This is a genomic window from Rhizobium sp. rho-13.1 (genome assembly GCF_007000305.1).
GTDB lineage: Bacteria > Pseudomonadota > Alphaproteobacteria > Rhizobiales > Rhizobiaceae > Rhizobium > Rhizobium rhododendri.
Genome location: NZ_SCFL01000003.1, coordinates 324,745 through 348,096, shown reverse-complemented (window position 1 = coordinate 348,096; position 23,352 = coordinate 324,745). Strand labels below are relative to the sequence as shown.

The following is a 23,352-nucleotide window of genomic DNA, read 5'->3' as shown; positions in this document are numbered from 1 at the left end:
ACCATTGGAGAACATCATGTCAGCGTCAAGCCAGAGCGAGCGATCCGGCAGAGGCTTCCGGGGGATGTTCATCCTTTTGGGGATCATCGTCCTGCTGGCCGCAGTCTACACCGCCGGCTGGTTCTATGCCGCCTCGGCGCTGAAGACCAATGTCCTGCGGGCGCTGGGCAAACAGGATGCGGCAGGCTTTACCGGCCAGTGTACGGACCTCGACCAGCAGGGCTTTCCCTTCCGCATCGGCCTGACCTGCTCCAAGGTCCAGGTCGACGACCACACACGGGGTGTGTCCGCCACCTTCGACGACCTCAGCGCCTCGGCTCACGTCTACGCGCCCGGCAACATCGAGTGGCAGCTGAATTCCCCGGCAGAGATCCGAACCTCGCAGGGACTGACCATCTCCTCCGAATGGGCAGCGCTACAATCCACCATGGTCACCCGGGGCAACGGCATCGAGCAGGGCGCCACCACGATCAACGGCCTCAAGACCGCCGTCGTCTCCTCGGCAACCGGCCAGACGGTGAATTTTACGGCCGACAAGACGGAGATCCATGTCCGCCAGAACGGTGAAGACCTCGAAGCCGTCTTCGAGGTGAAGAACTCCAACGCCATCATCAAGGATTTCCCGCAGCTTCCGGCGCTCGCGGCCGAGATCGATGTGACGCTGACCGGCAAGGCGGGGCTGCTCGACGGCAGCGAAAAGGACGGGCGCGGCCTGTTTGGCGCATCGGGTATCCTGCGCAAGGTAACGACCGACATCGGCGACGGCCGTATCATGACCCTGTCAGGGCCGTTCTCCTTCGACGACGACGGCTTTCTGTCCGGCCAGTTCAAGCTGGAGATCCAGCAGATCAGCCATTGGCGCGACAGCATCAAGCAGGCGATCCCTGCCGCCAAGCAGACGGTGGACATGGCCGGCAAGCTGCTGAAGGCGCTCGCCGCCGGCGAGGACAAGGTGTCCGTCGATCTCACCGTCGATCACGGCGCGGTCACGCTCAGCGGCTTCATCCCGGTCGGCAAGATCCCGCCGATCTGAGGCGGTACGCCTTGAGACCGAGCGTCACGGCGCTTTCGGATCGAGCGCGTGTCGGCCGAAATCGGGGGCGTCGACATCCTGGCCGGCCTCGATGATGGAGCGGCGGACGGCGCGGGTGCGGGTGAAGAGTTCCATGATCTTGTCGCCCTCGCCCCAGCGGATCGCCCGCTGCAGATAGGCGAGATCTTCGGAAAACCGCGCCAGCATCTCGAGGATCGCATCCTTGTTGTGCAGGCAGACATCGCGCCACATGGTGGGATCGGAAGCTGCCAGGCGGGTAAAGTCGCGAAAGCCGGAGGCGGAATATTTGATCACTTCCGACTGCGTCACCGTCTCGAGATCGGCTGCCGTCCCGACGATGTTGTAGGCAATCAGGTGCGGCAGGTGGCTGACGATGGCCAGCACCTTGTCATGGTGTTCAGCGTCCATTTCGTCGACACGGGAACCAAGTGTCTCCCAGAAATGCCGCAGCACCTTCAGCGCCGTCTCGTCCGTGCCTTCGACAGGCGTGAAAATGCACCAGCGTCCCCGGAAAAGACCAGCAAAACCCGCGTCGGGCCCCGATTTTTCCGTGCCTGCGAGGGGGTGGCCCGGAATGAAATGCACGCCCTCCGGAATATGCGGTTGCATCTGCGCGATGACCGAGGCCTTGGTCGAACCGACATCGGTGACGATGGCACCCTGCTTCAGATACGGGGCAATCTCGATGGCGACACTCTCCGAGGAGCCCACAGGCACCGAGACGATGACGAGATCGGCACCCTTGACGGCCTCGCCCGACGACAGCGTGTAGCGGTCGCCCAGTCGCAGTTCCTCGGCCCGCTTCAGCGTCTCTGCGCCGCGCGTCGCGATGACGACCTCACGGGCAAGACCGAGCCCACGGATGTCATGGGCGAGAGACGAACCGATCAGTCCGATGCCGATCAGCGCGATCCGGTCGAACTGGACATCGCTCATGCCTTGCGTCCCATGAATTCGCCGAGTGTCTCGATGACACCGCGATTGGCCTCTTCCGTGCCGATGCTCATCCGCAACGAATTGGTGAAGCCGTAGCCGCGCACGGCACGCAGGATATAGCCCCGGCTGGCCAGCAACTCGTCGGCATCGGCGGCCCGCTTGCCGTCCACATCCGGGAAGTGGATGAGAACGAAATTGGCAACCGATGGCGTGACCTTAAGCCCGATGGCTTCAAACGCCGCAGTCAGCTTGTCCAGCCACAGCAGATTGTAGGTGACCGCCGTCTCGACGAACGCCTGGTCGCGCATGGCAGCGGCTCCGGCGGCGATTGCAGGGGCATTCATGTTGAACGGTCCGCGAATACGGTTCAGCGCATCGACGATCTCCGCCGGGCCGAACATCCAGCCGACGCGAAGCGCCGCCAGGCCGTAGGCCTTGGAGAAGGTGCGGGTCATGACGACATTGGAATTTGCCGAGACCAGTTCGATGCCGGCCTCGTAGTCGTTGCGGCGGACATATTCGGCGTAGGCGGCGTCGAGCACGAGGATCACGTTCTTCGGCAAAGCCGCGTGCAGGCGCCTGATGTCGTTGACGGGCACGTAGGTGCCTGTCGGATTGCCGGGATTGGCGATAAACACCATCCGCGTCCGGTCGGTGACGGCGGCAAGGATCGCGTCGACGTCGACAGTGCAGTCCTTTTCCTTGACCGTAACAGGCGTCGCCCCGGCGCCCATGATCTGGATCTTGTAGACGAGGAACCCGTGTTCGGTGATGACGGCCTCGTCGCCCGGTGCCAGGTAGACGTGGCAGAGCAGGCCGAGCAGTTCGTCGGAACCGTTGCCGCAGAGGATATTCGCCGGATTGAGCCCGTTGACGTCGGCGATGGCCTGCCGCAGCGCCAATGCCTGGCCGTCCGGATAACGTTCCAGCTCGTCGGCGGCAGCCTTGAAGGCGGCGATGGCCTTGGGGCTGGCACCGAGCGGCGTCTCGTTGGAGGACAGCTTGAACACGCGGGAAAGACCCGGCGCACCTTCCTTGCCCGGCACATAGGCAGCGATGTCGAGAATACCGGGACGCGGGACGGGCTTGCTGATTTCGCTGCTCATGGGATCGACCTTGGACAAGGGCCGGCATATCCGGCTTCAAACATCCCGTGGCATTAATCCGGAATGACGATTTTGTCGAGCAGGAAGCCGGCAACACTCAGCGCTTCGGCTGGGTTTCCTCACGCGTGGTGGGCACGCCGCGCGGCGCCAGCACGGGCACGAACACACGTCGCGAAGCGCGCACCGCAACCGGCAGGCCCTGGTAAAGCCGTTTCTGCGCCTCGACGATGATGACGCCGGAGAAGGCCGGCCACAGCGTCCTGCCGATACGCTCGAAGGCCCGGCGCAGCCTGAGCACCGCACGCAGCTTGGAAGGCGGGAAGAACAGCGCTTCGGCGGTCGCTCCCGGCGTGAAGTTCGTCTCGCGCAACAGCGCCGTCAGCTGGCCGCGCGAATAGGGCCGGCCCGAGCCGAATGGCGTATGTTCCATCCGCGCCCAGACGCCACGCCGGTTCGGCACCACGATCACCAGCCGCCCGCCGGGCGCCAGCACCCGCCAAAGCTCTTTCAGCGTCTCGCGCGGGCTTTCGGCAAATTCCAGCGAATGCACCAGAAGGACGCGGTCGATCGACGAATCGGGCAAAGGCAGTTCTTCGTCGAAGATCAGCGCCGTCGACGACGCCGATCCCATCGGCCAGTTCACCGCCCCCTGCCCCGCCGGCATGAACGCGAAGGTCCGCTCGGTATCGGCGCGAAAGCGGTCGAGATAGGGCACGGAATATCCGAGACCGACGAGCCGCTCCTCCGGCAATCGCGCCCAGAGCGACGACAGCGCCATGGCAATCGATTGCTCCGCCAGCCGGCCGAGTTCGGAATGATAGAATTGGCGAAGGTCGACGATATCGGCATGCATACGGTAAATCTTATCAGCCGGCGGTTGGACTTCAAGGCCGCAGCCTCTACATTCGTGTCGACCGACGAAAGTTAGGACATTTGAGCCATGCAGCCTTTGGAACTCGACGTATTTACCTGCCGCACCGACAATTACGGCGTTCTCGTCCACGATCCGGAGACAGGCCTCACCGCCTCCATCGATGCGCCGGACGCAGCAGCCGTTGCCGCAGCAGCGGGGCGCCGTGGCTGGAAGATCAGCCACATCTTCACCACCCACCATCACACCGACCATGTCGAAGGCAACCTGGCGCTGAAGGAGCAGTTCGGCTGTCTCATCTTCGGCCCGCTCAACGAGGCGGTCGCCATTCCCGGCCTCGACCGCGCCTATGGTGACGGCGACAGCTTCAAGTTCGGCAGCCACACTGTCAACGTCATCGAGACGCCGGGCCACACAGCCGGACATATCTGCTACCACTTCGAGGACGACAAGCTGCTGTTTGCCGCAGATACGCTGTTCGCGCTCGGCTGCGGTCGTCTTTTCGAACGCCCGGCCTCGGACATGTGGGCTTCGCTGCAGAAACTTGCCGTGCTGCCCGACGAGACCGCCGTCTATTTCGGCCATGAATACACGCTGGCCAATGCCCGTTTCGCGCTCACCATCGATCCCGACAACGAGCGCCTGAAAGCCCGGGCGGCCGATATCGAGGCGATGCGCGCCGAGGGCAAGTTCACCATCCCGACGACGCTGGCGCTGGAGAAGGAAACCAATCCGTTCCTGCGCCCCGCCGATCCGGCCATCCGCCGCAACCTTTTGATGGAAAGCCGCACCAACGAGGAAGTCTTCACCGAAATCCGCAAGCGGAAAGATAATTTCTGATGCGGCCGGAGGACATCATCCGCGAACTCGGCATGCAGCCCCACCCGGAAGGTGGCTGGTACGTCCAGACCTTCCGCGACAGCACAGGCGAGGCGCGCGGTCATTCGACGGCGATCTATTACATGCTGCAGTCCGGAGAGCGCTCTCACTGGCACCGTGTGCGGGATGCCGCCGAAGTCTGGCATTACTATGCCGGCGCTCCCTTGGCGCTCGACATCTCGGAGAATGGCCAGGGCAAGACGACGATCGTCCTCGGGACAGATTTCGCGAGCGGCGAACGGCCACAGGCGATCGTACCCGCCGACTGGTGGCAGGCGGCGGAAACAACCGGCGACTACACGCTGGTCGGCTGCACCGTCGCCCCGGGCTTTGAATTTTCGAGCTTCGAAATGGCGCCTCCGGGCTGGAAGCCTTCGGACGCCTGATTCCTATTCGGCAATGGCGACATCCGGCGCTGGCGGACGGCGCAGGATCATTTTATGGGCGGCAAGCACGGCGCCGCCGGTCACCAGCAGGCAGGCACCGACAATTCCCCACCTCGGCTCGGCAAAGCCGAACAACGTCAGGATCAGTGTCGACAGCAACGGCGCCGCATAGCTGGCGGCACCGAGGATCTGGATATCGCCGCTCTTGACACCATAATCCCAGGCGTAGAAGGCAGCCCCGACCGGCAACAGCCCGAGACCGGCTATCGCCGCCCATTGAAAGCCTGTTTCCGGCCAGACAGTGCTTTCCAGCCCCACATGGCACAGCAGCGACAGGATCGACGTCGCAAGGCAGAAGCCGGTGACGACATCGGTCGAGACGGCATCGAAACGCCGCGTCAGCAACGAATAGCCTGACCACGTGAAAGCGCAGAGAACGGCCGCGCCATAGCCGAGCCCATAGGCCGCATCGAAATGAAACCCGTTGCGCCCGACGATCAGCACCGTCCCGGCGAGCCCGGCAAAGGCGCCTGCGATGTGATACCAGCGCAGCCGTTCCCCCGGCAGCAGCGCCGAGCCGACGACGATGAGCAACGGCCAGAGATAGGCGATGAGACCGGCCTCGACCGCCGGCGCATTTCTAAGTGCCGTGAAATAGAGAAAATGATAGCCGAACAGCCCGGCAATGCCTGTGATCCACACTTTCGCCGGCTGACGCAGCAGCTTTATCCGCTCCGGCCTGAGGATCAGAACCACAATGCCCGGGATGCTGCCGATGGCAAAGCAGATGGCCGAAAGCTGGAAGGCCGGCATTGTCCCGGAGGCGGCAGTGAACAGCGCCAGGAAGGACCACATCAGGATTGCCGAAAAACCGATCAGCGTTGCCCGCAATGTCATTCTGCCCCCTTTGCGACACCGCGCCGGTGTCTGCCGGAGGAGGTGCCGTTAACTGCCGTACTTGACCGCCGTGATTGTCACCGTGCCGTACTTGGTCGGGATGCGGACGTAGACGGGAGCATATACCTTCATGGCGTCCGCCTTGGCAAACCAGATCTCCATGTCGTTGCTCTTGCTCAGGTAGTCGAAATCGGTACGGCTCTTCTTGTAGCCGCCGAGAGCTGTGAAATGCACGCCGCAAACGATCGCGTCGCCCTTGAAACCCTCGGTCGAAAACGGCTTGGAGCCCTTCGGAGACAGCTTCAGGTTCATGCGCGTCTCGCCGTCGTAGATCGGCAGTGTCTGCGCACAGACGTTGGTGTTTGCCGGAAAAATCAGCCCCGACACCGGATCGAGAACGGAGCGCAGGTCTCCCTCGGCAACCGGGATCCAGTTCTGCGGCCGGTGCGGCTCCGGCGTCGTGGTCGACGATGTGACGTTGCCATCGCGGTAAAGGACGTCATAGGTGTGCTGCTTGCGGCCGCTCTTGTAATTGAGCGTGTAGCGCGATGTCTCGAGCTTCCGCGGCCCCACGACACCGGCAACATCGGCTTGCGCCGAGATCGTCGTCACAAGATCGGCGAGGCCCGAGGAACTGACCGTGCCCTTGATGGTGAAATGCTTGTCGATGACTTCGGTCTTGAAATCGGCGTGCGCGATCGGCAGCCCGGCCAGCGCCACGCGGTATTCGGTTTCATGCCGCATGTCCTCGGCATGACCCATGGCCGGGAGTGATCCGGCGATAACGGAGACGAGAAGCCATTTTCCGAGATATGACATCGTGATTGCCTTCATATGAGTGGTAGTACCCTATATAGACACTTGTGACGATGTCTGCGATGCCAACAAGCACGAGCTTTTTGGCGGAATTGCGGGAAATGCCAAGGTTTGGCTTGACTGCCAAGGCTGCGCTGACTATAGAACCGCAACTTTCCAATCATGGCCTGTTGGATTGCGGAACCGGTTTTGCCGGCAAGGCTCTCCGATGGCAGACAAAAATAAAATAGGTGTACCATGTCCCGCATGTGCGAATTGACCGGCAAGGCCGTCCTGACGGGTAACAATGTCAGCCACGCAAACAACAAGACCAAGCGCAAGTTCCTTCCGAACCTGTGCCAGGTAACGCTGATCTCCGATTCGCTCGGCCAGCGTTATCGCCTACGCGTTTCGGCTGCGGCGCTCCGCACTGTCGAACACCGTGGCGGCCTCGATGCCTTCCTTCTGAAGTCCGACGAAACCACGCTGAGCCAGCGCGCTCGCCTGCTTCGTCGCCAGATCGTCAAGAAGACTGCAGAACTTGCAGCGACCGCTGCCTAAGCTTTCTTGATCTGACTTTATACGTGCTTTCAAAGGCTTGACGGATAATATCCGCTCAAGCCTTTGCTTTGACCGGTCCTTCCCTCCAACTGGTGGCATCACCCAGGATAAAAAAATGCCCAACCCGCGCTTTCTGCTGATCTACGTTGCCCTGATGACGCTGGTCGTCGTCGCGTCCAATTTTCTCGTCCAGTTCCCGCTGAACGGCGAGATTGCCGGCATCAAGCTCGGCGACATCCTGACCTGGGGTGCCTTCACCTACCCGGTCGCCTTTCTCGTCACGGACCTCACCAACCGCCAGTTCGGCCCGACCATCGCGCGCCGCGTCGTGCTTGCCGGCTTCGTCGTCGGTATCGCCATGTCGTTCTTCTCGTCGGTGCCGCGCATCGCCATTGCCTCGGGCGCTGCCTATCTGGCAGGCCAGCTGCTCGACATCGTGCTGTTCAACCGCTTGCGCCGCCAGGCGTGGTGGCGCGCGCCGCTGGTTGGCTCCCTGCTGGGCTCTCTGCTCGATACCGTGCTGTTCTTCTCTCTGTCCTTCGCCGCCTTTTTCGTGTTCCTCGGCGACAACACGCCATTCGCGCTCGAACAGGCGCCGATCCTCGGCATCTTCACGATCGAAGCGCCGCGCTGGATCTCCTGGGCCATCGGTGACTTCTCCGTCAAGCTGATCGTCGGCCTGGTAATGCTGCTGCCCTACGGCGCCCTCATGAACGTTCTGAAGCCGGCGCAGCCGGTTCGGGGCTGAGGGACTGTCCCTGAGAAACCGGTAGCGGTTCCTCACCGCAGAAGCCGGAATTCCAGCATCAGGTTGCGCTGCAGGATCGAGTGATTGTCGTCGGAGACCATGATCAGGTGGATCGTGCCGTCTTCGGCGCGGAAGGCGTCTATGCCTTCCATGTTGTCGATCTGTTCGTCGGCATTGGCCTCGAAGATCACCTTTCCATCGACTACGGCACCCGGCTTGATATCGCCGCCGACAATGCGGCGCAGGCGCATGCCGATGCCGTGGGCGAAGTCGAAACGCCGTTCCAGAAGCAGCAGGTCGCCGTCCGGGAGGAACACCCCGTCGCTGACATCGTAGTCATCGTAATGGCGGACGGTGAAGCGGCCTTTCAGGGGGCCGTCGAGAATGGCGGCGAGCATGTTGCCGTCCTTGTCGAGGCTGCGTTCCGTCACCAGTACGGCATTGCCGGCAAGCGGGCTGCCCGGCGGGCCAATCATCAGCGCTTCGAGGCTCTGGTTGCCGCGCAACGCATTGCGGTTCATGAGGATAGGGATCGAGCCCGACGGCTTGGACGTCTCGAAGCCGGGATCGGGATAGACGTCGACCCGGTGGTTCTGCTCGTAGCTGACAAGCACGGTGTTGCCGCGCAGCGCAACGCCCTCGGCATCCATTGCGCCCTTGCCTTCGTGCATCTGGCCAAACCGGTCGATCATCGGCGTGATGACCGCCTCGGAGATGCCCTGCAGCTTGCCATCGGCATCACGGTCGATGGCGCCTGTCCACCAGTGCCCGGTATCGAGCACGGAGACGAAGTGCCGGTGGTCTGGCCGCAGCCGGATGGCCGAGGCGGCACCGAACAGATCGTTGCTCGAGGTCATCTGAAGGCCGCCCAGAAACTCGAGATCGCCGAATTTAGTCACCGTCGAGCCAAAACGAAAAGCGGATATCTTGCTGGCACGGATCTCGGCAGGTCCGCCGGCGGAGGGATCGCCGGCAGACACACAGCCGGCCAGCAGCGCGGCCAGCAGGCAGACGCGGGAAAGTCGCTTCATCAGGCCCTCGGATATCAGGAAACAGCCGTCGGCGAAAACCGGCGGCGCGTTGTCAGCCAGCCCGGCGCCGCCGGCTACCGCGCAGCTGCGTCTGGTCTTCGAACAGCGATGCCAGCTGCTCCGTCATGGCGCCGGCCAGTTCGTCGGCATCGACGATCGTGACGGCGCGACGATAATAGCGTGTCACGTCGTGGCCGATGCCGATGGCGAGAAGTTCGACAGGCGAACGGGTCTCGATCTGCTCGATGACGGCGCGCAGGTGGCGCTCCAGATAATTGCCCGGATTGACCGACAGCGTCGAATCGTCGACGGGCGCACCATCCGAGATCATCATCAGGATCTTGCGCTGCTCGCGCCGCGCCAGCAGCCGGTTATGCGCCCAGATCAACGCCTCGCCGTCGATATTTTCCTTCAGCAACCCTTCGCGCATCATCAGGCCGAGATTGTTGCGCGCCCGGCGTAGCGGCTCGTCAGCCGACTTGTAGATAATGTGGCGCAGGTCGTTGAGGCGGCCCGGCGTCTGCGGCTTGCCGCCGGCAAGCCATGTCTCGCGGGACTGCCCGCCCTTCCAGGCCTTGGTCGTGAAGCCGAGGATCTCGACCTTGACGCCGCAGCGCTCCAGCGTACGCGCCAGGATATCGGCGCAAGTGGCGGCAACCGTGATCGGCCGTCCGCGCATCGAGCCGGAATTGTCGATCAGCAGCGTCACCACCGTATCGCGGAACTGCGTGTCGCGTTCCATCTTGAACGACAGCGGCTGCATCGGGTCGATGATCATCCGCGTCAGGCGGGCGGGGTCGAGATAGCCCTCTTCCAGGTCGAAATCCCACGACCGGTTCTGCTGCGCCATCAGGCGGCGCTGCATCCGATTGGCGAGGCGTCCGACGGCACCCTGAAGATGGGCCAGCTGCTTGTCGAGAAACGCCCGCAACCGCTCCAGTTCGGAGGCATCGCAAAGCTCCGACGCGCTGATGGTCTCGTCGAAATCCTCGGTGAAGACGTGATAGTCGACCTTTTCGTTGAAATCGGAGAAAGGAGTGTTCGGGCGGCGCGTCTCGCCGGGCGTTTCGGAATCGTCCTCGCCCTCGTCGGTCATGTCGTCGTCGGAAATCTCCGCGCCGTCCATCTCGCCGTCGTCCATCTGCTCGTCGGCCTGCTCGCTGTCTTCAGCGGGCGCGGCGTCAGCGCCGGCATCTTCGTCGACCTCGTCCTGGTCCTGCTCGTCGCTGCGTGGCTGGTCTTCCTCGGAGGTGCTGTCCTCGTCGTTCTGCTCGGTCTCGTCGTCGCCGTAGTCCTCGGCCATTTCCATGGCTGAGAGGACGTGGCGCATGGCGCGGGCAAAGGCCTGCTGGTCGTTGATCGCAGCCGGCAGCGCATCCAGAGCGCCGGCGGTCTTTTCCTCGATGAACGGACGCCAGAGATCGAGCACCTTTCCAGCGCTTTCCGGCGGCTTCTGGCCGGTCAGCTTCTCGCGGATGATCATCGCCATGGCTTCGCCGAGCGGCGCATCTTCCTGACGCTCGACACCGGCAAAGTTCGCCTTGGCATATTTCTCGGTATTCATGGAGTAGATGTTGGCGGCGACGCCATCCATCCGCAACGTCCCGATCGATTCAACGCGCGCCTGCTCGACGGCATCGAAGATGGTGCGGGCGTCGGTGCCCTGCGGCGCCATCGTCGCATGAACGCGCGCATCGTGGCAGGCAAGACGCAGCGCCATGGAATCGCCGAGCCCGCGGGTAACGGCAAGCTCATGCAGCGTTGGCCGCTTCGACATTTCTGGCAGGCGGATGCGCTCGCCGCTCATGCCCGGACGTTCGTTGGCAAACGTCACCTCGACTTCGCCGTCGCCGGCAATCGAGCGCACGCAGCCGGTGATCGCCCGGCGCAACGGCTCCATATCGACCTGCGTGCCGGGCTTGCCCTTCAGATTGTCTCCACGACCTGCCATATGACTTCAGTCTTTCCGAGCTATCATGTCGAGCATGAAATGCTCTAGGCCTCGAGAACGATGTTGGCGGCGCTTTCCTTCAGCTCGACGCCGAAGGCGCGCTGATAGTGCTCGGCCACCAGCGGACGCTCAAGCTCGTCGCACTTGTTGAGGAACGTGACGCGGAAGGCGAAGGCGACATCACCGAAAATCTCGGCGTTCTCAGCCCAGGTGATGACGGTACGCGGGCTCATCACGGTCGACAGGTCGCCGTTCATGAAGGCAGCGCGCGTCAGGTCGGCAACCCGTACCATCTTCGAAACGGTCTCGCGGCCGGCCGTCGTGCGGAAGGATTTGACCTTGGCGGCGACGATGTTCACTTCCTGCTCGTGCGGCAGGTAGTTCAGCGTCGAGACGATCGACCAGCGGTCCATCTGCGCCTGGTTGATCTGCTGCGTGCCGTGATAAAGGCCCGTCGTGTCGCCGAGGCCGATGGTGTTGGCGGTGGCAAACAGGCGGAAGGCGGGATGCGGGCGGATGACGCGGCTCTGGTCGAGAAGCGTCAGGCGACCCGACGATTCCAGCACGCGCTGAATGACGAACATCACGTCCGGGCGCCCAGCATCGTATTCGTCGAACACGAGCGCGACATTATGCTGGTAGGCCCAGGGCAGGATGCCGTCCTTGAACTCGGTGATCTGCATGCCGTCCTTAACGACAATGGCATCCTTGCCGACAAGGTCGATACGGCTGACATGGCTGTCGAGGTTGATACGCACGCAGGGCCAGTTGAGGCGCGCGGCGACCTGCTCGATATGCGACGATTTGCCCGTGCCGTGGTAGCCCGAAATCATCACGCGCCGGTTATGCGCGAAGCCGGCGACGATGGCGAGCGTCGTGTCGCGGTCGAAGAGGTAGTCCGAATCGAAGTCCGGAACATAGGCGTCGCCCTTGCTGTAGGCCGGCACGCGCATGTCGGAATCAATACCGAAGGCTTCGCGCAGCGAAACCGTGGTGTCGGGCAGCTGCGAGATATCAACGTCAATCTTACTCATCATGTCTCCAAGGCGGGTGATCGCACCCGGCCGCATTGCATGTTCTTTGTCGCGACTGCTTCGCCACCGAAGATGGCCGCTCATCTCGAATGGTCAAGACGACGGCGATTCTTCTCCGGGACTAAAGCGAAATCTCTGTGCGACCGGGCTGCGCCGGAGAGCATGACAAGCAAAGTCCCGGACAAGAAACGCCGCGCCCGGAGTGTCGACCGGAGATCGCAGCGACAAACGCGCGGGATCACGCCTTGGCCGCCCGGCTGTCCCGGTCGATCTGGACCATACCTCATCCCATTTCGAACTCAAGGAGACGGATTAACAAAAACCGTTCTGCTTCAACAATTGATAGGCCTGGACGACGGCCCGGAAGCGGTCTTCGGAGCCCCGGTCACCGCCATTGGCATCCGGATGGTGTTTCTTGACGAGTTGCTTGTAGCGGCTCTTGATCTCGGTCGCCGTGGCGCCGAAGGTCAAATCCATCGTGTCGAAGGCCTTGGCCTCCAGTGTTTTCAACTTGCGCGCTGGCGCTTCGAAACGGGGTCCCCGACCGAGCCCTTCCGCCACGAAGCCGAACGGATCGCGCATCCTCGGGTGGGCGCCGGAGCGGACCTCGGAATGCAGCGGGCTGTTGCGCGCTGCCTTGTTGACGCCGACGCTCCAGGTCGGGCGGTGACCGGTGATCGCCTCCTTCTGGTAGCGGGCGATCTCGCTGTCCGACAGGCCTGAGAAGTAATTATAGCCCTTGTTGTACTCGCGGACGTGCTCGAAGCAGAACAGGAAGAATTTGCCTTCGGCATTGCGGCCGACCGGCGCGCGATGCACACCCTTCTTCTCGCAGCCGTCCCATGTGCAGATGGGGTCGGCAGGCGTCTCGTCCGGTACCTTTCTACGGCGTGTCCGGATGCCATCGAAGAATTTTGAGTCTAGTCCCATGGGGCTAATTATGGGACGTCCGGCGGCCTACAACAAGAATTGACAAACCGGAATCTTGCAGGCTTTGTGATCCGTTTTCTTGAAACCGAAGCAGGCTGCAGATCATGACCGTTCAATCGCGCATCGAAGAAACGCTGACGCAGAATTTCGCGCCCGAGCGCCTTGCCGTCATCAACGAAAGCCATCTCCACGCCGGCCACCATCCCGACATCACCGGCGCCGGGGAAACCCACATGCGGGTTCGCATCGTGTCCCAAAAATTCGCCGGCATGCCCCGCCTCGCCCGCCACCGCGCCATCACCGCCCTCCTGAAACCCGAACTAGACGCCGGCCTCCACGCCTTGGCCATCGAGCCCGCAGCACCGGGTGAAGAGATCGCCTGGTAGGTCTGGCCGGGGTTCTAGCAGCCGGCTGATGAACCAGCGTCGCGCTTCAGAGGCGGGGTTACAGCCAAAGTTAGAGCGCCACTCTCTCCGCCCTCATTTCTGTGCTCGTCACAGGAATCCAGTGCGCCCAAGTCCTTGGGCGCGACAGAACTCTCTCAACTTAAGTGCATCTTCTCGCCGCGCAGACGCGCCACGGCTGGATCCCTGTGACAAGCACAGGGATGAGGGAGGTGAGTTTTGTCGCGTTATCAAATCGACGTCCAAGGTGCTGCAGATAGCAGCAACGCCGCCATCGGACGGCGACTAAGCCCGCCTCAGCCCTACACAGGATCCGTATCTGCCGCCTCAGCCGGCCGGATGCGCAGCTTGGTAATCCTGTTCTTCTCGCGCTTCATGACAATGAAGCGCTTGCCGTAGAAGGTGAAGGCCTGGCGTTCCTCGGGGATGGTCATGGATTCGTGGATGACCAGGCCGGCGATCGTCGTTGCCTCCTCGTCCGGCAGGTTCCAGTCGAGGGCCCTGTTGAGATCGCGGATCGGCACCACGCCATCGACGACGATCGAGCCGTCCGCCTCCTGCCGCACGCCCTGGATATCGAGATCGTGCTCGTCGGCGATGTCACCGACGATCTCTTCGAGGATATCCTCCAGGGTGACGATGCCCTGCACCTCGCCATATTCGTCGACGACCACTGCAAAATGCTGCTTGCGCCGCAGAAAGGCGTTCAGCTGGTCCTCGAGATTGGTGCTATCGGGCACGAACCACGGCTTTTGCGCGATCTTGGCGACATCGAGGTTCTCCGGCTCGACGTTCGGCTCTGCCAGCGCCCGCAGCAGGTCCTTGGCATGGATGACGCCAATGATATTGTCGGTCGTCCCGCGCCATAGAGGCATGCGCGTATAAGGGCTTTCCAGCATGGTGCGGACCACCGCCTCCGGCGCGTCGTCGGCGTTGACGGCCCGCATCGACGTGCGGTGAACCATGATGTCGGACAGTTCGAGTTCGCTGAGGTCGAGGACGCCGCCGAGACGGTCGCGGTCGGCCTTCACCACCGATCCCTCGCGGTGCAGGAAGTCGACGGCGCCGCGCAGTTCCTCGTGGGCCGACAGCATCGACACTTCCTTGGAAAGGTTGATGCCGAACAGCGCCAGGATCTGCCGGACGATGACATTGACGACGCTCGACAGCGGCCCGACCACCGCCACGAACAGCTTGACCATCGGCGCGACATAGAGCGCGAAACGGTCCGGTGCCGAGATCGCCCAGCTCTTTGGCAGGACTTCGGCGAAAATGACCAGGATGACGGTCATCGCCAGGGTGGCCAGTGCCACGCCCGAGCTGCCGAACAGCCCGAGGAACAGGCTGGTGGCAATCGACGAAGACAGGATGTTGGCAAGATTGTTGCCGATCAGCAGCGCCCCGATCAGCCGGTCACGACGCTCGATCAGCCCGTTGACGACAGCAGCACGGATCTCGCCATTGGCCTCGAGCGTATGCATGCGGCTGCGCGATGCCGCCGTCAGCGCCGTTTCGGAACCGGAAAAGAAGGCCGAGACCAGAACGAGCAGGACGATGGACAGGAACTGCGGCCAATATTCCGCAAGTGCTGCGAATGTGCCTTCGATGGTCATTGCGGGTGATTTTCCTTGAGGAAGCTCAGCACTTCCGAAGAGGGAACATCGTCGGCGACGAAGGCCTGGCCGACGCCGTGCGTGAGGATGAAGGTCAGCTTGCCGCTCTTTACCTTCTTGTCCTGGCCGATGGCTTTCATCAGCATCTCTGCTGGTGGCAAGGCGCCCGGGATATCGCTCATGCGCGTCGGCAGGCCGACCGCCTTCAGATGTGCCTCGACCCGGGTCGCATCGTCGGGGCTCGCCAGATTGAGCCGGGCGGAAAACCGATGGGCGAGCACCATGCCGATGGAGACGCCCTCGCCGTGCACCAGCCGGCTGCTGTCGTAATTCGTGGTCGCTTCCAGCGCGTGGCCGAAGGTATGTCCGAGATTGAGCAGCGCCCGCGCGCCGTTTTCGTGCTCGTCGGCCACCACCACATCGGACTTCGCCTGGCAACTGGCGGCAATAGCCTCGATGCGGGACGGGCCGCCGGCAAACACGTCACGCCAGTTGGCCTCGAGCCAGGCAAAGAAGTCCGGCTTGTCGATCAGCCCGTATTTCGCGACTTCGGCATATCCGGCCCGGAATTCCCGTTCGCTCAACGTATTCAGCACGTCGCTGTCGGCCAGCACGAGGTCCGCCTGGTGAAAGACGCCGACGAGGTTCTTGCCCTGGCGGGTGTTGATGCCGGTCTTGCCGCCGACGGAGGAATCCACCTGCGACAGCAGCGAGGTCGGCACCTGAACGAAGCGCACGCCACGCCGGACGATACCGGCTGCAAAGCCGGCGAGATCGCCGATGACGCCGCCACCGAGCGCGATCACCATGTCGTTACGCTCGACGCGGGCTTCCAGCACCGCGTCGCAGACCGTCATCAGCGGCTCGAAGCTCTTTGTCTTCTCGCCGGCCGGCAGCACCAGGCTGGCAACAGCGATGCCAGCAGCCTCGAGGCTGGCTGTCAGGGCGGCGAGATACAGCGGACCGACATTTTCGTCGGTGATGACGGCAGCCCGCCGACCCCTAAGGCGCGCGGTAATCTCCGCACCGGCGCGCGCGATCAGGCCGGGGCCGATCAGGATATCGTAGGCCCGTTCGCCGAGCGGCACGTGGACGAGACGCTCGGACACGTCAGGAATGGCACTCATGATACTTTACTTTCCTGGCTTGTGCGGAGGATCGCCGCCAGCACGTCACGGGCGATGATATCCTTGTGGACATCGCGCGACATGACGGTGAGATCAGCCTCCGCATAGATCGGATAACGCGCCTTCATCAGGCCCTCGAGCGTCGCCTTGGGATCCCCGGTCTTCAACAGCGGCCTACTATCGCGCTTGTTGACGCGCTCCCAGAGCACGTCAAGATCGGCCTTCAGCCATATCGAGAGGCCTTTGCGCTTGATATGCCAGCGGGTGCGATCGTTGACGAAAGCACCGCCGCCGGTCGAGACGACACGCGGGCCGCCTTTCAGCAGTCTCTTGATCACCCGCGTTTCGAGCGACCGAAACTCTTCTTCTCCATAGGCCGTAAACAGTTCGGATATGGTCATTCGCGACACCCGCTCGATCTCGGCATCGGCATCGACGAAGGGAATTGCGAGATGGGTTGCAACGAGCCGACCTATCGAGGTTTTGCCGGCACCCATAAGACCGACGAGGATAAGATTGCGCTGACCGAGCGCCGCTCGGGCTCTGTCTTTGAGGCTTTGCGCAAGGGTTAGGACAGGTTCACACATCGGGCCATTCATAAATTGTTTGCAAAGGGTATCGTCAAATGCGCCCATAGCGTCAAGTCGCCGCAGTATAAACACCTCTGCAATACATCTTCGCTAACGCTGGCCTTGCCGAAATGCCCTTGGCCTCTTGCCGCACACCCAGGAGACTGCATGCCCACACTGTTTCGCTTCCTTGTTTTCTGCGCGGTGATAGCGGGGACGGTCTATGGAGCGATGTGGGCACTGGCCGTTTTCGTCGAGCCTAAGCCGCGCGATATCACAATCCGCATCCCGGCCGAAAAGCTCAATCCGCCATCGACAGGCACGATCAAGCCATGAGAGATCTCGGACGCGCCCACATGGAAGCTTTCCTCGAAATGATGAGCGCCGAGCGCGGTGCGGCGCTCAACACGCTGTCGTCCTATCAGCACGATCTCGACGACCTGCACGGCTTCCTCAAGGCCCGTGCCGTCCGAATGACGGAGGCGGCGTCCACCGATCTCGGTGCCTATCTCACAGGCCTCTCGAACCAGGGCTTCAAGGCATCCTCGCAGGCCCGCCGCCTGTCGGCGATGCGGCAGTTCTACAAGTTTCTCTATGCCGAAGGGCTGCGCACCGACGACCCGACCGGTATTCTCGATGCGCCTAAAAAGGGCCGCGCACTGCCAAAGATCATGGGCGTCGAAGAGGTCAGCCGCCTTCTGGCGCAGGCTGAAACCGAAGCCGAACTGGACGGGCCGAACAAGCTGCAGCGCGTGCGGATGCTGGCGCTGCTGGAACTCCTCTATGCGACCGGCATGCGCGTCAGCGAACTTGTCTCGCTTTCCGCCAAGGTACTGGACCACGAAGGCCGCTTCCTGATGATCCGCGGCAAGGGCAACAAGGAGCGCATGGTGCCGCTGTCGCACTCGGCCATATCGGCGATGAAGGCCTATGGACAGATGCGCCTTGCGCAGGAGGCCGCCGCCAAGGAGCCACCACCGGAAAGTCCGTGGCTGTTTCCATCCTCTTCGAAGGAAGGCTATCTGCCGCGCCAGGTGTTTGCCCGCGACCTCAAGGACCTCGCCATCCGCGCCGGCCTGACGCCATCGCTGATATCGCCGCACGTGCTGCGGCATGCCTTTGCCAGCCATCTTCTTGCCAACGGCGCCGATCTGCGCGTGGTGCAGGAACTGCTTGGCCATTCGGACATTTCCACCACGCAGATCTATACCCATGTGCTGGAAGAACGCCTTCACCAACTGGTGCAAACGCACCACCCCCTTGCCAAACAGGCGAAAAAGCAGGATTAGGACCGGCAACAAAGGCCGGAGCCTGACAACCCCGCCCGCGCAAAAGGAACGGAAACGCCCCTCATGCACCAATATCTCGATTTCGAAAAGCCCATCTCGGACCTCGAGGGCAAGATCCACGAGCTGAAGAAGCTGGCCCTGGAAGACGAAAGCATCGACACTTCCGATGAGGTGAACAGGCTAGAAGGCCGCGTCCACGAAGCAACGCTCGAGATCTACTCCAAGCTCAATGCCTGGCAGAAGACGCAGGTCGCGCGCCATCCGCAGCGACCGCATTTCATCGATTATTCTGCAGCCTTGTTCGAGGAATTCACGCCTCTGGCCGGCGACCGGAAATTTTCCGAGGACGCCGCCATCCAGGCCGGCCTCGCGCGCTTCCGTGGCCAGCCTGTTGCTGTCATCGGCCAGGAAAAGGGCAGCGATACCAAGATGCGGCTGAAACACAACTTCGGCAGCGCCCGGCCCGAGGGCTACCGCAAGGCCATCCGCGTACTCGAGATGGCGGATCGCTTCGGCTTGCCGGTCATCACCCTCGTCGATACCGCAGGCGCCTATCCCGGCGTCGGTGCCGAAGAGCGTGGACAGGCGGAAGCCATCGCCCGCTCGACGGAAATGTGTCTCGGCCTCAAGGTGCCGATCATCTCGGTCATCGTTGGCGAAGGCGGGTCTGGCGGCGCCATCGCGATTGCCACCGGCAACCGCGTCTACATGCTGGAACATTCGATCTACAGCGTCATCTCGCCCGAAGGTGCGGCCTCCATCCTCTGGCGGGATTCCGCCCGTGCGAAGGAAGCTGCCACAAACATGAAGATCACGGCCGAGGACCTGAAAGCCTTCGGTGTCATCGACGGCATCATTCCCGAGCCGCTCGGCGGCGCGCACCGCGATCCGCAAGCCGCAATCGCCTCGACCGGCAACGTCATCGCGACAGCGCTCGGTGAGTTTTCTGGTCTGTCCGGCGAGCAGGTCCGCAACGAACGACGCCAGAAATTCCTCGCCATGGGCCGCAATCTCTAGGCGAAACCCGTCCAAACGTAGAAAATCGCGCGAAATTCTGCCGTAAAAAGCCAAATCTTGGCCACATTGATGTTATCCAACGAACCTCGGGCAAAGAATTGCTTGCCTGGGGGCACCGGCCGATGCATAGGCTGGTAAGGAATCGTCAAGCATAAACGCCTATGATTTTGGTTCCTTTGATGGGTTTGCGATAAGGGTCACCCGACCCGTTTCGCGTCTAGGGCTTAGTCACACATGCGCATTCGTTACCTTGCCTCTCTTTCCCTGATGGCGCTGGCACTCGCCGGCTGCAACGACACGCTCGATTCAGCAACCTCGATCGACCTGTCTAAGGTCAAGAACAAGGTCGAGCAGCCGCTCCCGGACCGCATCGTCGCCGAAATGGCGAAAAAGGGCATGGACCGCAACTCGCCGATCATGATCCGCATCCTCAAGGAAGAGGGTGTCATGGAGATCTGGAAGGCGAAGACCGACAACCGCTTCGACAAGATTGCTGAATACAAGATCTGTGCGTGGTCCGGCCGCCTTGGCCCGAAGGTCAAGGAAGGCGACCGGCAGGCGCCCGAAGGTTTCTACAACCTGACGCCGGCCAACCTTAATCCGAATTCGAAATATTACCTGGCCATCAACACCGGCTTCCCGAACAAATACGACAGCGCCAACGGCCGCAGCGGCGTCAATCTGATGATTCACGGCGCCTGCTCGTCGTCCGGCTGCTATTCGATGACGGACCAGCAGGTTCTCGAAATCTACGCCTTCGCGCGCGACGCCTTCAAGGGCGGCCAGAAGACCATCCAGCTCGAAGCCTTTCCGTTCCGCATGACAGCCGAGAACATGGTCCGCCATCGCCTCAATTCCAATATCGACTTCTGGAAGATGCTGAAGGTCGGGTACGACGATTTCGAGGTGACCAAGCGTCCGCCGGAAGTCGAGGTCTGCGAGAAGAAATACGTCTTCAACCAGCAGTCCGACGGTCCCTTCACTGCAAGCGGCAAATGCCCTGCCATGACCACGCCGCCTGCCCTGCAGTCGGCTCTGGTCGCCTACAACAAGATCTACAAGCTCGATTACGACAAGGCGATGAGCAAATATAGCGATACCGCCTGGTACGACCCGACCGAAGCCGAGCGCAAGGCGGTCGTCGCCAAGCAGCGTGCCGGCCACGATCTGGCATACGCACCGACGGGCTCGGCCCTGGCTGCCGGCAAGATCATGAAGGTCACCGAACTCGAAACGCTGATGGCTCGCCAGTCGAACCTTCCGACGACATCTCCGACCATCATGGCCGGAATGCCGTCGGGCGTCCACAATGCCAAGGGTAGCATTGCGCAACTGCCGATGACGACTGCCTCTGTGCCGACGGTAGGCAGCGCGCCGGCAGCGACATTGGCCCCGACAGCCGTAGCCGTGACATTGCCGGCGACCGTGCCGGTACCGGCCCAGAACCCACTGGCCTATGCGCAGGTCCCCTCCCCGGTCGAGACAGCTCAGGACCAGCCTTCCGACAAGAAGCCGCCGTTCTGGAAATTCTGGTCTAAGAGTGAGTAGGCTCGACGCCGGGACCTATGACCTGCGCGGACTGAAATGTCCGCTTCCCGTTTTGAAGACCCGGAAAAAACTGGCTTCGATGCCACAGGGCGCAGTGCTGACTGTCGAGACCAGCGATCCGCTGGCCATCATCGACATCCCGCATTTCTGCAACGAAAACGGCCATACGCTGCTGGACAGCGCCAGCACGGCGGACGGCCATCGCTTCACGATCCGCAAGGGTTGACTACAGGCGCATTCCCGGGATCGCCAGCGGATTGTTTTCCAATGCCTCTCGGTCCGGCATGTCGATGCGCGGCTTGCCGAGGAAGGCGTCGAACAGGTCCTTGACGAAACTTTCCGGCAGATCCTTGGTGATCAGCACCATGCGCGTCCGCCTGTCGGCTGGATCCGGCCACGCCGGCAGTCGCACCGGCGCGTGAAAGATGTTCTGGACGCCATGCAGCACGACAGGCCGCTCGGGACGATCCTTCAGCGCCACGATGGCCTTCATGCGCAACAGCTTTTCCCCATGCGCCGAGCGCAGCAGGTCGATGAACATATCCAGCGCCATCGGATCGATCGGCTGGCTCTCGACAATCGAGAACGACCGGATCGACGCATCGTGACGATTGACGTCATGGCCATGCTGATGCCCGTCGCCATGATGGTGATCATGGTGATGATGACCATGCCCATGGCCCTGATCATGCTCATGCTCATGGTGATGCGCGTGATCGTGGGCATCGGCGGTCATCTCGTCCTGCAGCCAGCGGCCGACATCGGCAATTTTCGAGCCGGGATCGTACAGGCCGTTGACGAGGATGGCGGCGCGGGCAGCCTCCTCGCTGTCGCCGTCAACGATCGGGGCGCGCGGGTTGAGCAGCCGCAGCCGCGCTTCCAGCGCTGACGATGAAGCAGCACCCGCCATGGTGCCCTTGGAAATGATCAGCCGGTCGGCGACTGCCACCTGCCGGCGCGCTTCCTCGTGATTGTCGAGGGTCTGCAGCCCGTTGACGGCATCGACGACAGTGACCATGCCGTCGAGATCGAAGCTCTGGGCGATGACGGGATTGCCCATGATCGCCTGCATCACAGGCGCCGGGTCGGCAAGCCCCGTCGTCTCGATGACGACGCGGCGCAGCGTGCGGCTGCGGCCGGTCTGCATCCGGTCCATCAGCATCGCCAGCGTATCGACCAGCTCCCCGCGCACGGTGCAGCAGAGGCAACCATCGGACAATTCGATGATAGAGTCGCCGGAGCTCTCGACCAGCAGATGGTCGATGCCGACATCGCCAAATTCGTTGATGACGACCGCCGTGTCGCGCATCTCCGGATCCTTCAGGATGCGGTTGAGAAGCGTCGACTTGCCGGCGCCGAGAAAGCCGGTGAGGATGGACACCGGCACCTTGTCAGGCGTGCTGTTCATGATCTGGGTCCGATCAGTTGGTCGGGCGCGGCTGCGGAACCGGAATGCCTGCGACATCGCCGGATACCTGTTGCGAACTCTTCGCGACAGACGCCTTGTCGGCCGCCGCATCGGGTCCGCCGCCGATCAGCCCGGCATAGGTGAAGTTGGGGGTATGGGTCATCTCGTGGATATAGGGAGAAAGCACCTTCATCCGGCCTGTCGGGTCGCGCGTCTCGCTGCGCATCTGCGCGCCCTTGGCGCTGCAGATATCGTTGGTAACGTCCGCCACCTGGTCCTGGCCGGGACCATAGGGTTTCAATGTCTGCAAGGTGTCGTTGCCGGGAAACTGCGAGGTAAAGCCTTTTTCGAGCATGTCGGCCGACATGTCGGCGCGTTCAGCCAGGCTGTTGGTGCCGAGCACGACGGATACCAGCGTCCGGCCGTTGCGCGTCGCCGAGGCGATCTGGTTGAAGCCGGATGCACAGATGAAGCCGGTCTTCATACCATCGGCACCGTTGTAGCGGCCGATCAGCAAGTTGATGTTGGGCACCTGCTTGACGCCGTTGGTAAAGCCCTCGAGCGCGAAATAGCCGGCATACTGTGGAAACTCGCGACGCAGGGCGACGGTTACGATCGCGAGATCACGCGCCGTCGTGTACTGCCCCTTGCCGGGCAGGCCGTTCGGATTGATGAAATGCGAACTCGTCATGCCGAGTCGCGCTGCTTCCGCGTTCATCTTGGCGACGAAGCCCTGCTCGGATCCGCCGACCGTCTCGGCAACAGCCATGGCCAGATCGTTGGCCGATTTCACCAGCATCATCTTCAACGCATTATCGAGCGTCATCTTCTGGCCGGGCTTGAAATACATCTTGGCGGCAGGCTGGGCAGCGGCGTGCTTCGACATCACCACCGGGGTGTCGAGGCTGATCTGGCCGGCCTGGATGGCGCGAAACGTCGTATAGACCGTCATCAGCTTGGTCAGCGACGCGGGATACCATTTGCGGAACGCTTCCTCGTGCTCCAGCACGCGGCCGGTACTGACATCGACAAGGATGTGTGGGTTTGCAAAGGCTGCGGATGCACCGCTCAGGAAAAGCGCTGTGACGGCAGCACCCACCGGCAAAAGCCGCAAGGCGGCAAACAAAGAATTCTGCTTCGTCGGCACGGTCTGTCCTTCAGTGTCCGGAATTTTCTCGAACCTCGCAGGTATTTAACC

The 23,352-nt window shown here is 62.2% G+C and carries 25 protein-coding genes; 11 read left to right on the top strand and 14 right to left on the bottom strand.

All coding sequences use genetic code 11. The annotated features are described in order from the left end of the window. Positions 1-16: 16 nt before the first annotated feature. A complete protein-coding gene (locus EQW76_RS12910; protein ID WP_142824779.1) occupies positions 17-1,033 on the top strand; it encodes a DUF2125 domain-containing protein in 1,017 nt (338 codons plus the stop codon). Positions 1,034-1,057: 24 nt separating this feature from the next. On the opposite strand, the gene EQW76_RS12905 is transcribed toward EQW76_RS12910, so the two are convergent. From EQW76_RS12905 to EQW76_RS12895, 3 genes are all read right to left on the bottom strand, one after another. Beyond that, positions 1,058-1,990: a prephenate/arogenate dehydrogenase family protein gene (locus EQW76_RS12905; RefSeq protein ID WP_142824778.1), complete on the bottom strand. Its 933-nt coding sequence runs from the start codon at positions 1,988-1,990 to the stop codon at positions 1,058-1,060. Next, positions 1,987-3,096 carry a histidinol-phosphate transaminase gene (hisC, locus tag EQW76_RS12900; protein WP_142824777.1) on the bottom strand — a complete coding sequence of 370 codons (1,110 nt, stop codon included), beginning with the start codon at positions 3,094-3,096 and terminating at the stop codon, positions 1,987-1,989. The genes EQW76_RS12905 and hisC overlap by 4 nt, the downstream gene beginning before the upstream one ends. Positions 3,097-3,193: 97 nt before the next feature. Then, on the bottom strand, positions 3,194-3,949 hold the full coding sequence (locus EQW76_RS12895) for a class I SAM-dependent methyltransferase (protein ID WP_142824776.1): 756 nt from the start codon (positions 3,947-3,949) through the stop codon (positions 3,194-3,196). Between the two features lie 87 nt (positions 3,950-4,036). Here EQW76_RS12895 and gloB point away from each other — a divergent pair, with 87 nt between their 5' ends. Then, positions 4,037-4,807 (top strand): hydroxyacylglutathione hydrolase, encoded by a 771-nt coding sequence (gene gloB / locus EQW76_RS12890; RefSeq protein ID WP_142824775.1) that lies wholly within the window; start codon positions 4,037-4,039, stop codon positions 4,805-4,807. Further along, complete coding sequence (locus EQW76_RS12885; RefSeq protein ID WP_142824774.1) at positions 4,807-5,232, top strand: cupin domain-containing protein; 426 nt, start codon at positions 4,807-4,809, stop codon at positions 5,230-5,232. The genes gloB and EQW76_RS12885 overlap by 1 nt, the downstream gene beginning before the upstream one ends. Positions 5,233-5,235: 3 nt before the next feature. Here the strand turns inward: EQW76_RS12885 and EQW76_RS12880 are convergent, their stop codons facing one another. Together EQW76_RS12880 and EQW76_RS12875 are read right to left on the bottom strand one after the other, a co-directional pair. Next, entirely contained in the window at positions 5,236-6,129 is an 894-nt protein-coding gene (locus EQW76_RS12880) for an EamA family transporter (protein ID WP_142824773.1), read from the bottom strand. 48 nt (positions 6,130-6,177) lie between these two features. Further along, entirely contained in the window at positions 6,178-6,948 is a 771-nt protein-coding gene (locus tag EQW76_RS12875) for a DUF3108 domain-containing protein (protein WP_142824772.1), read from the bottom strand. Between the two features lie 234 nt (positions 6,949-7,182). Here EQW76_RS12875 and rpmB point away from each other — a divergent pair, with 234 nt between their 5' ends. Then, complete coding sequence (rpmB, locus tag EQW76_RS12870) at positions 7,183-7,485, top strand: 50S ribosomal protein L28 (protein ID WP_111219879.1); 303 nt, start codon at positions 7,183-7,185, stop codon at positions 7,483-7,485. A 115-nt stretch (positions 7,486-7,600) separates the two neighbouring features. After that, positions 7,601-8,233, top strand: coding sequence for a queuosine precursor transporter (locus EQW76_RS12865; RefSeq protein ID WP_142824771.1), 633 nt, complete (start codon positions 7,601-7,603; stop codon positions 8,231-8,233). 32 nt (positions 8,234-8,265) lie between these two features. Here EQW76_RS12865 and EQW76_RS12860 read toward each other — a convergent pair whose 3' ends face one another. The 4 genes from EQW76_RS12860 to EQW76_RS12845 form a co-directional block, all read right to left on the bottom strand. After that, positions 8,266-9,264: an esterase-like activity of phytase family protein gene (locus EQW76_RS12860; RefSeq protein ID WP_142824770.1), complete on the bottom strand. Its 999-nt coding sequence runs from the start codon at positions 9,262-9,264 to the stop codon at positions 8,266-8,268. 52 nt (positions 9,265-9,316) lie between these two features. Then, positions 9,317-11,215 (bottom strand): cobaltochelatase subunit CobT, encoded by a 1,899-nt coding sequence (gene cobT / locus EQW76_RS12855; RefSeq protein ID WP_142824769.1) that lies wholly within the window; start codon positions 11,213-11,215, stop codon positions 9,317-9,319. A 44-nt stretch (positions 11,216-11,259) separates the two neighbouring features. After that, positions 11,260-12,249 (bottom strand): cobaltochelatase subunit CobS, encoded by a 990-nt coding sequence (cobS, locus tag EQW76_RS12850; RefSeq protein WP_111220043.1) that lies wholly within the window; start codon positions 12,247-12,249, stop codon positions 11,260-11,262. 312 nt (positions 12,250-12,561) lie between these two features. After that, complete coding sequence (locus tag EQW76_RS12845; RefSeq protein WP_142824768.1) at positions 12,562-13,179, bottom strand: J domain-containing protein; 618 nt, start codon at positions 13,177-13,179, stop codon at positions 12,562-12,564. A gap of 104 nt (positions 13,180-13,283) precedes the next feature. Between EQW76_RS12845 and EQW76_RS12840 the strand changes: the two genes are divergently transcribed. Then, positions 13,284-13,565: a BolA family protein gene (locus tag EQW76_RS12840; protein WP_142824767.1), complete on the top strand. Its 282-nt coding sequence runs from the start codon at positions 13,284-13,286 to the stop codon at positions 13,563-13,565. Positions 13,566-13,885: 320 nt separating this feature from the next. Here the strand turns inward: EQW76_RS12840 and EQW76_RS12835 are convergent, their stop codons facing one another. Genes EQW76_RS12835 through EQW76_RS12825 form a run of 3 tightly spaced genes read right to left on the bottom strand, consistent with a single transcriptional unit; the run spans position 13,886 to position 16,910 of the window. Continuing rightward, positions 13,886-15,196, bottom strand: coding sequence for an HlyC/CorC family transporter (locus tag EQW76_RS12835; protein ID WP_142824766.1), 1,311 nt, complete (start codon positions 15,194-15,196; stop codon positions 13,886-13,888). Further along, positions 15,193-16,323 carry a 3-dehydroquinate synthase gene (gene aroB, locus EQW76_RS12830; protein WP_142824765.1) on the bottom strand — a complete coding sequence of 377 codons (1,131 nt, stop codon included), beginning with the start codon at positions 16,321-16,323 and terminating at the stop codon, positions 15,193-15,195. The genes EQW76_RS12835 and aroB overlap by 4 nt, the downstream gene beginning before the upstream one ends. Further along, positions 16,320-16,910 (bottom strand): shikimate kinase, encoded by a 591-nt coding sequence (locus EQW76_RS12825; protein ID WP_142824764.1) that lies wholly within the window; start codon positions 16,908-16,910, stop codon positions 16,320-16,322. Before EQW76_RS12825 ends, aroB begins: the two co-directional genes overlap by 4 nt. A gap of 150 nt (positions 16,911-17,060) precedes the next feature. Here EQW76_RS12825 and EQW76_RS29360 point away from each other — a divergent pair, with 150 nt between their 5' ends. The 5 genes from EQW76_RS29360 to EQW76_RS12805 all read left to right on the top strand — a co-directional run bounded on the left by EQW76_RS29360 (position 17,061) and on the right by EQW76_RS12805 (position 20,972). Next, positions 17,061-17,228: a hypothetical protein gene (locus EQW76_RS29360; protein WP_162854752.1), complete on the top strand. Its 168-nt coding sequence runs from the start codon at positions 17,061-17,063 to the stop codon at positions 17,226-17,228. Next, positions 17,225-18,181 carry a site-specific tyrosine recombinase XerD gene (xerD, locus tag EQW76_RS12820; protein WP_142824763.1) on the top strand — a complete coding sequence of 319 codons (957 nt, stop codon included), beginning with the start codon at positions 17,225-17,227 and terminating at the stop codon, positions 18,179-18,181. Before EQW76_RS29360 ends, xerD begins: the two co-directional genes overlap by 4 nt. Before the next feature lie 63 nt (positions 18,182-18,244). Next, positions 18,245-19,198, top strand: a complete 954-nt coding sequence (locus tag EQW76_RS12815; protein WP_142824762.1) for an acetyl-CoA carboxylase carboxyltransferase subunit alpha — start codon at positions 18,245-18,247, stop codon at positions 19,196-19,198. Positions 19,199-19,432: 234 nt separating this feature from the next. Beyond that, on the top strand, positions 19,433-20,746 hold the full coding sequence (locus EQW76_RS12810; RefSeq protein ID WP_142824761.1) for a murein L,D-transpeptidase family protein: 1,314 nt from the start codon (positions 19,433-19,435) through the stop codon (positions 20,744-20,746). Further along, positions 20,739-20,972 (top strand): sulfurtransferase TusA family protein, encoded by a 234-nt coding sequence (locus tag EQW76_RS12805; protein ID WP_224127888.1) that lies wholly within the window; start codon positions 20,739-20,741, stop codon positions 20,970-20,972. Before EQW76_RS12810 ends, EQW76_RS12805 begins: the two co-directional genes overlap by 8 nt. On the opposite strand, the gene EQW76_RS12800 is transcribed toward EQW76_RS12805, so the two are convergent. Together EQW76_RS12800 and EQW76_RS12795 are read right to left on the bottom strand one after the other, a co-directional pair. Further along, on the bottom strand, positions 20,973-22,154 hold the full coding sequence (locus tag EQW76_RS12800; RefSeq protein WP_142824759.1) for a GTP-binding protein: 1,182 nt from the start codon (positions 22,152-22,154) through the stop codon (positions 20,973-20,975). Between the two features lie 13 nt (positions 22,155-22,167). After that, entirely contained in the window at positions 22,168-23,301 is a 1,134-nt protein-coding gene (locus EQW76_RS12795) for a D-alanyl-D-alanine carboxypeptidase family protein (protein ID WP_142824758.1), read from the bottom strand. Between the last annotated feature and the right edge of the window lie 51 nt (positions 23,302-23,352).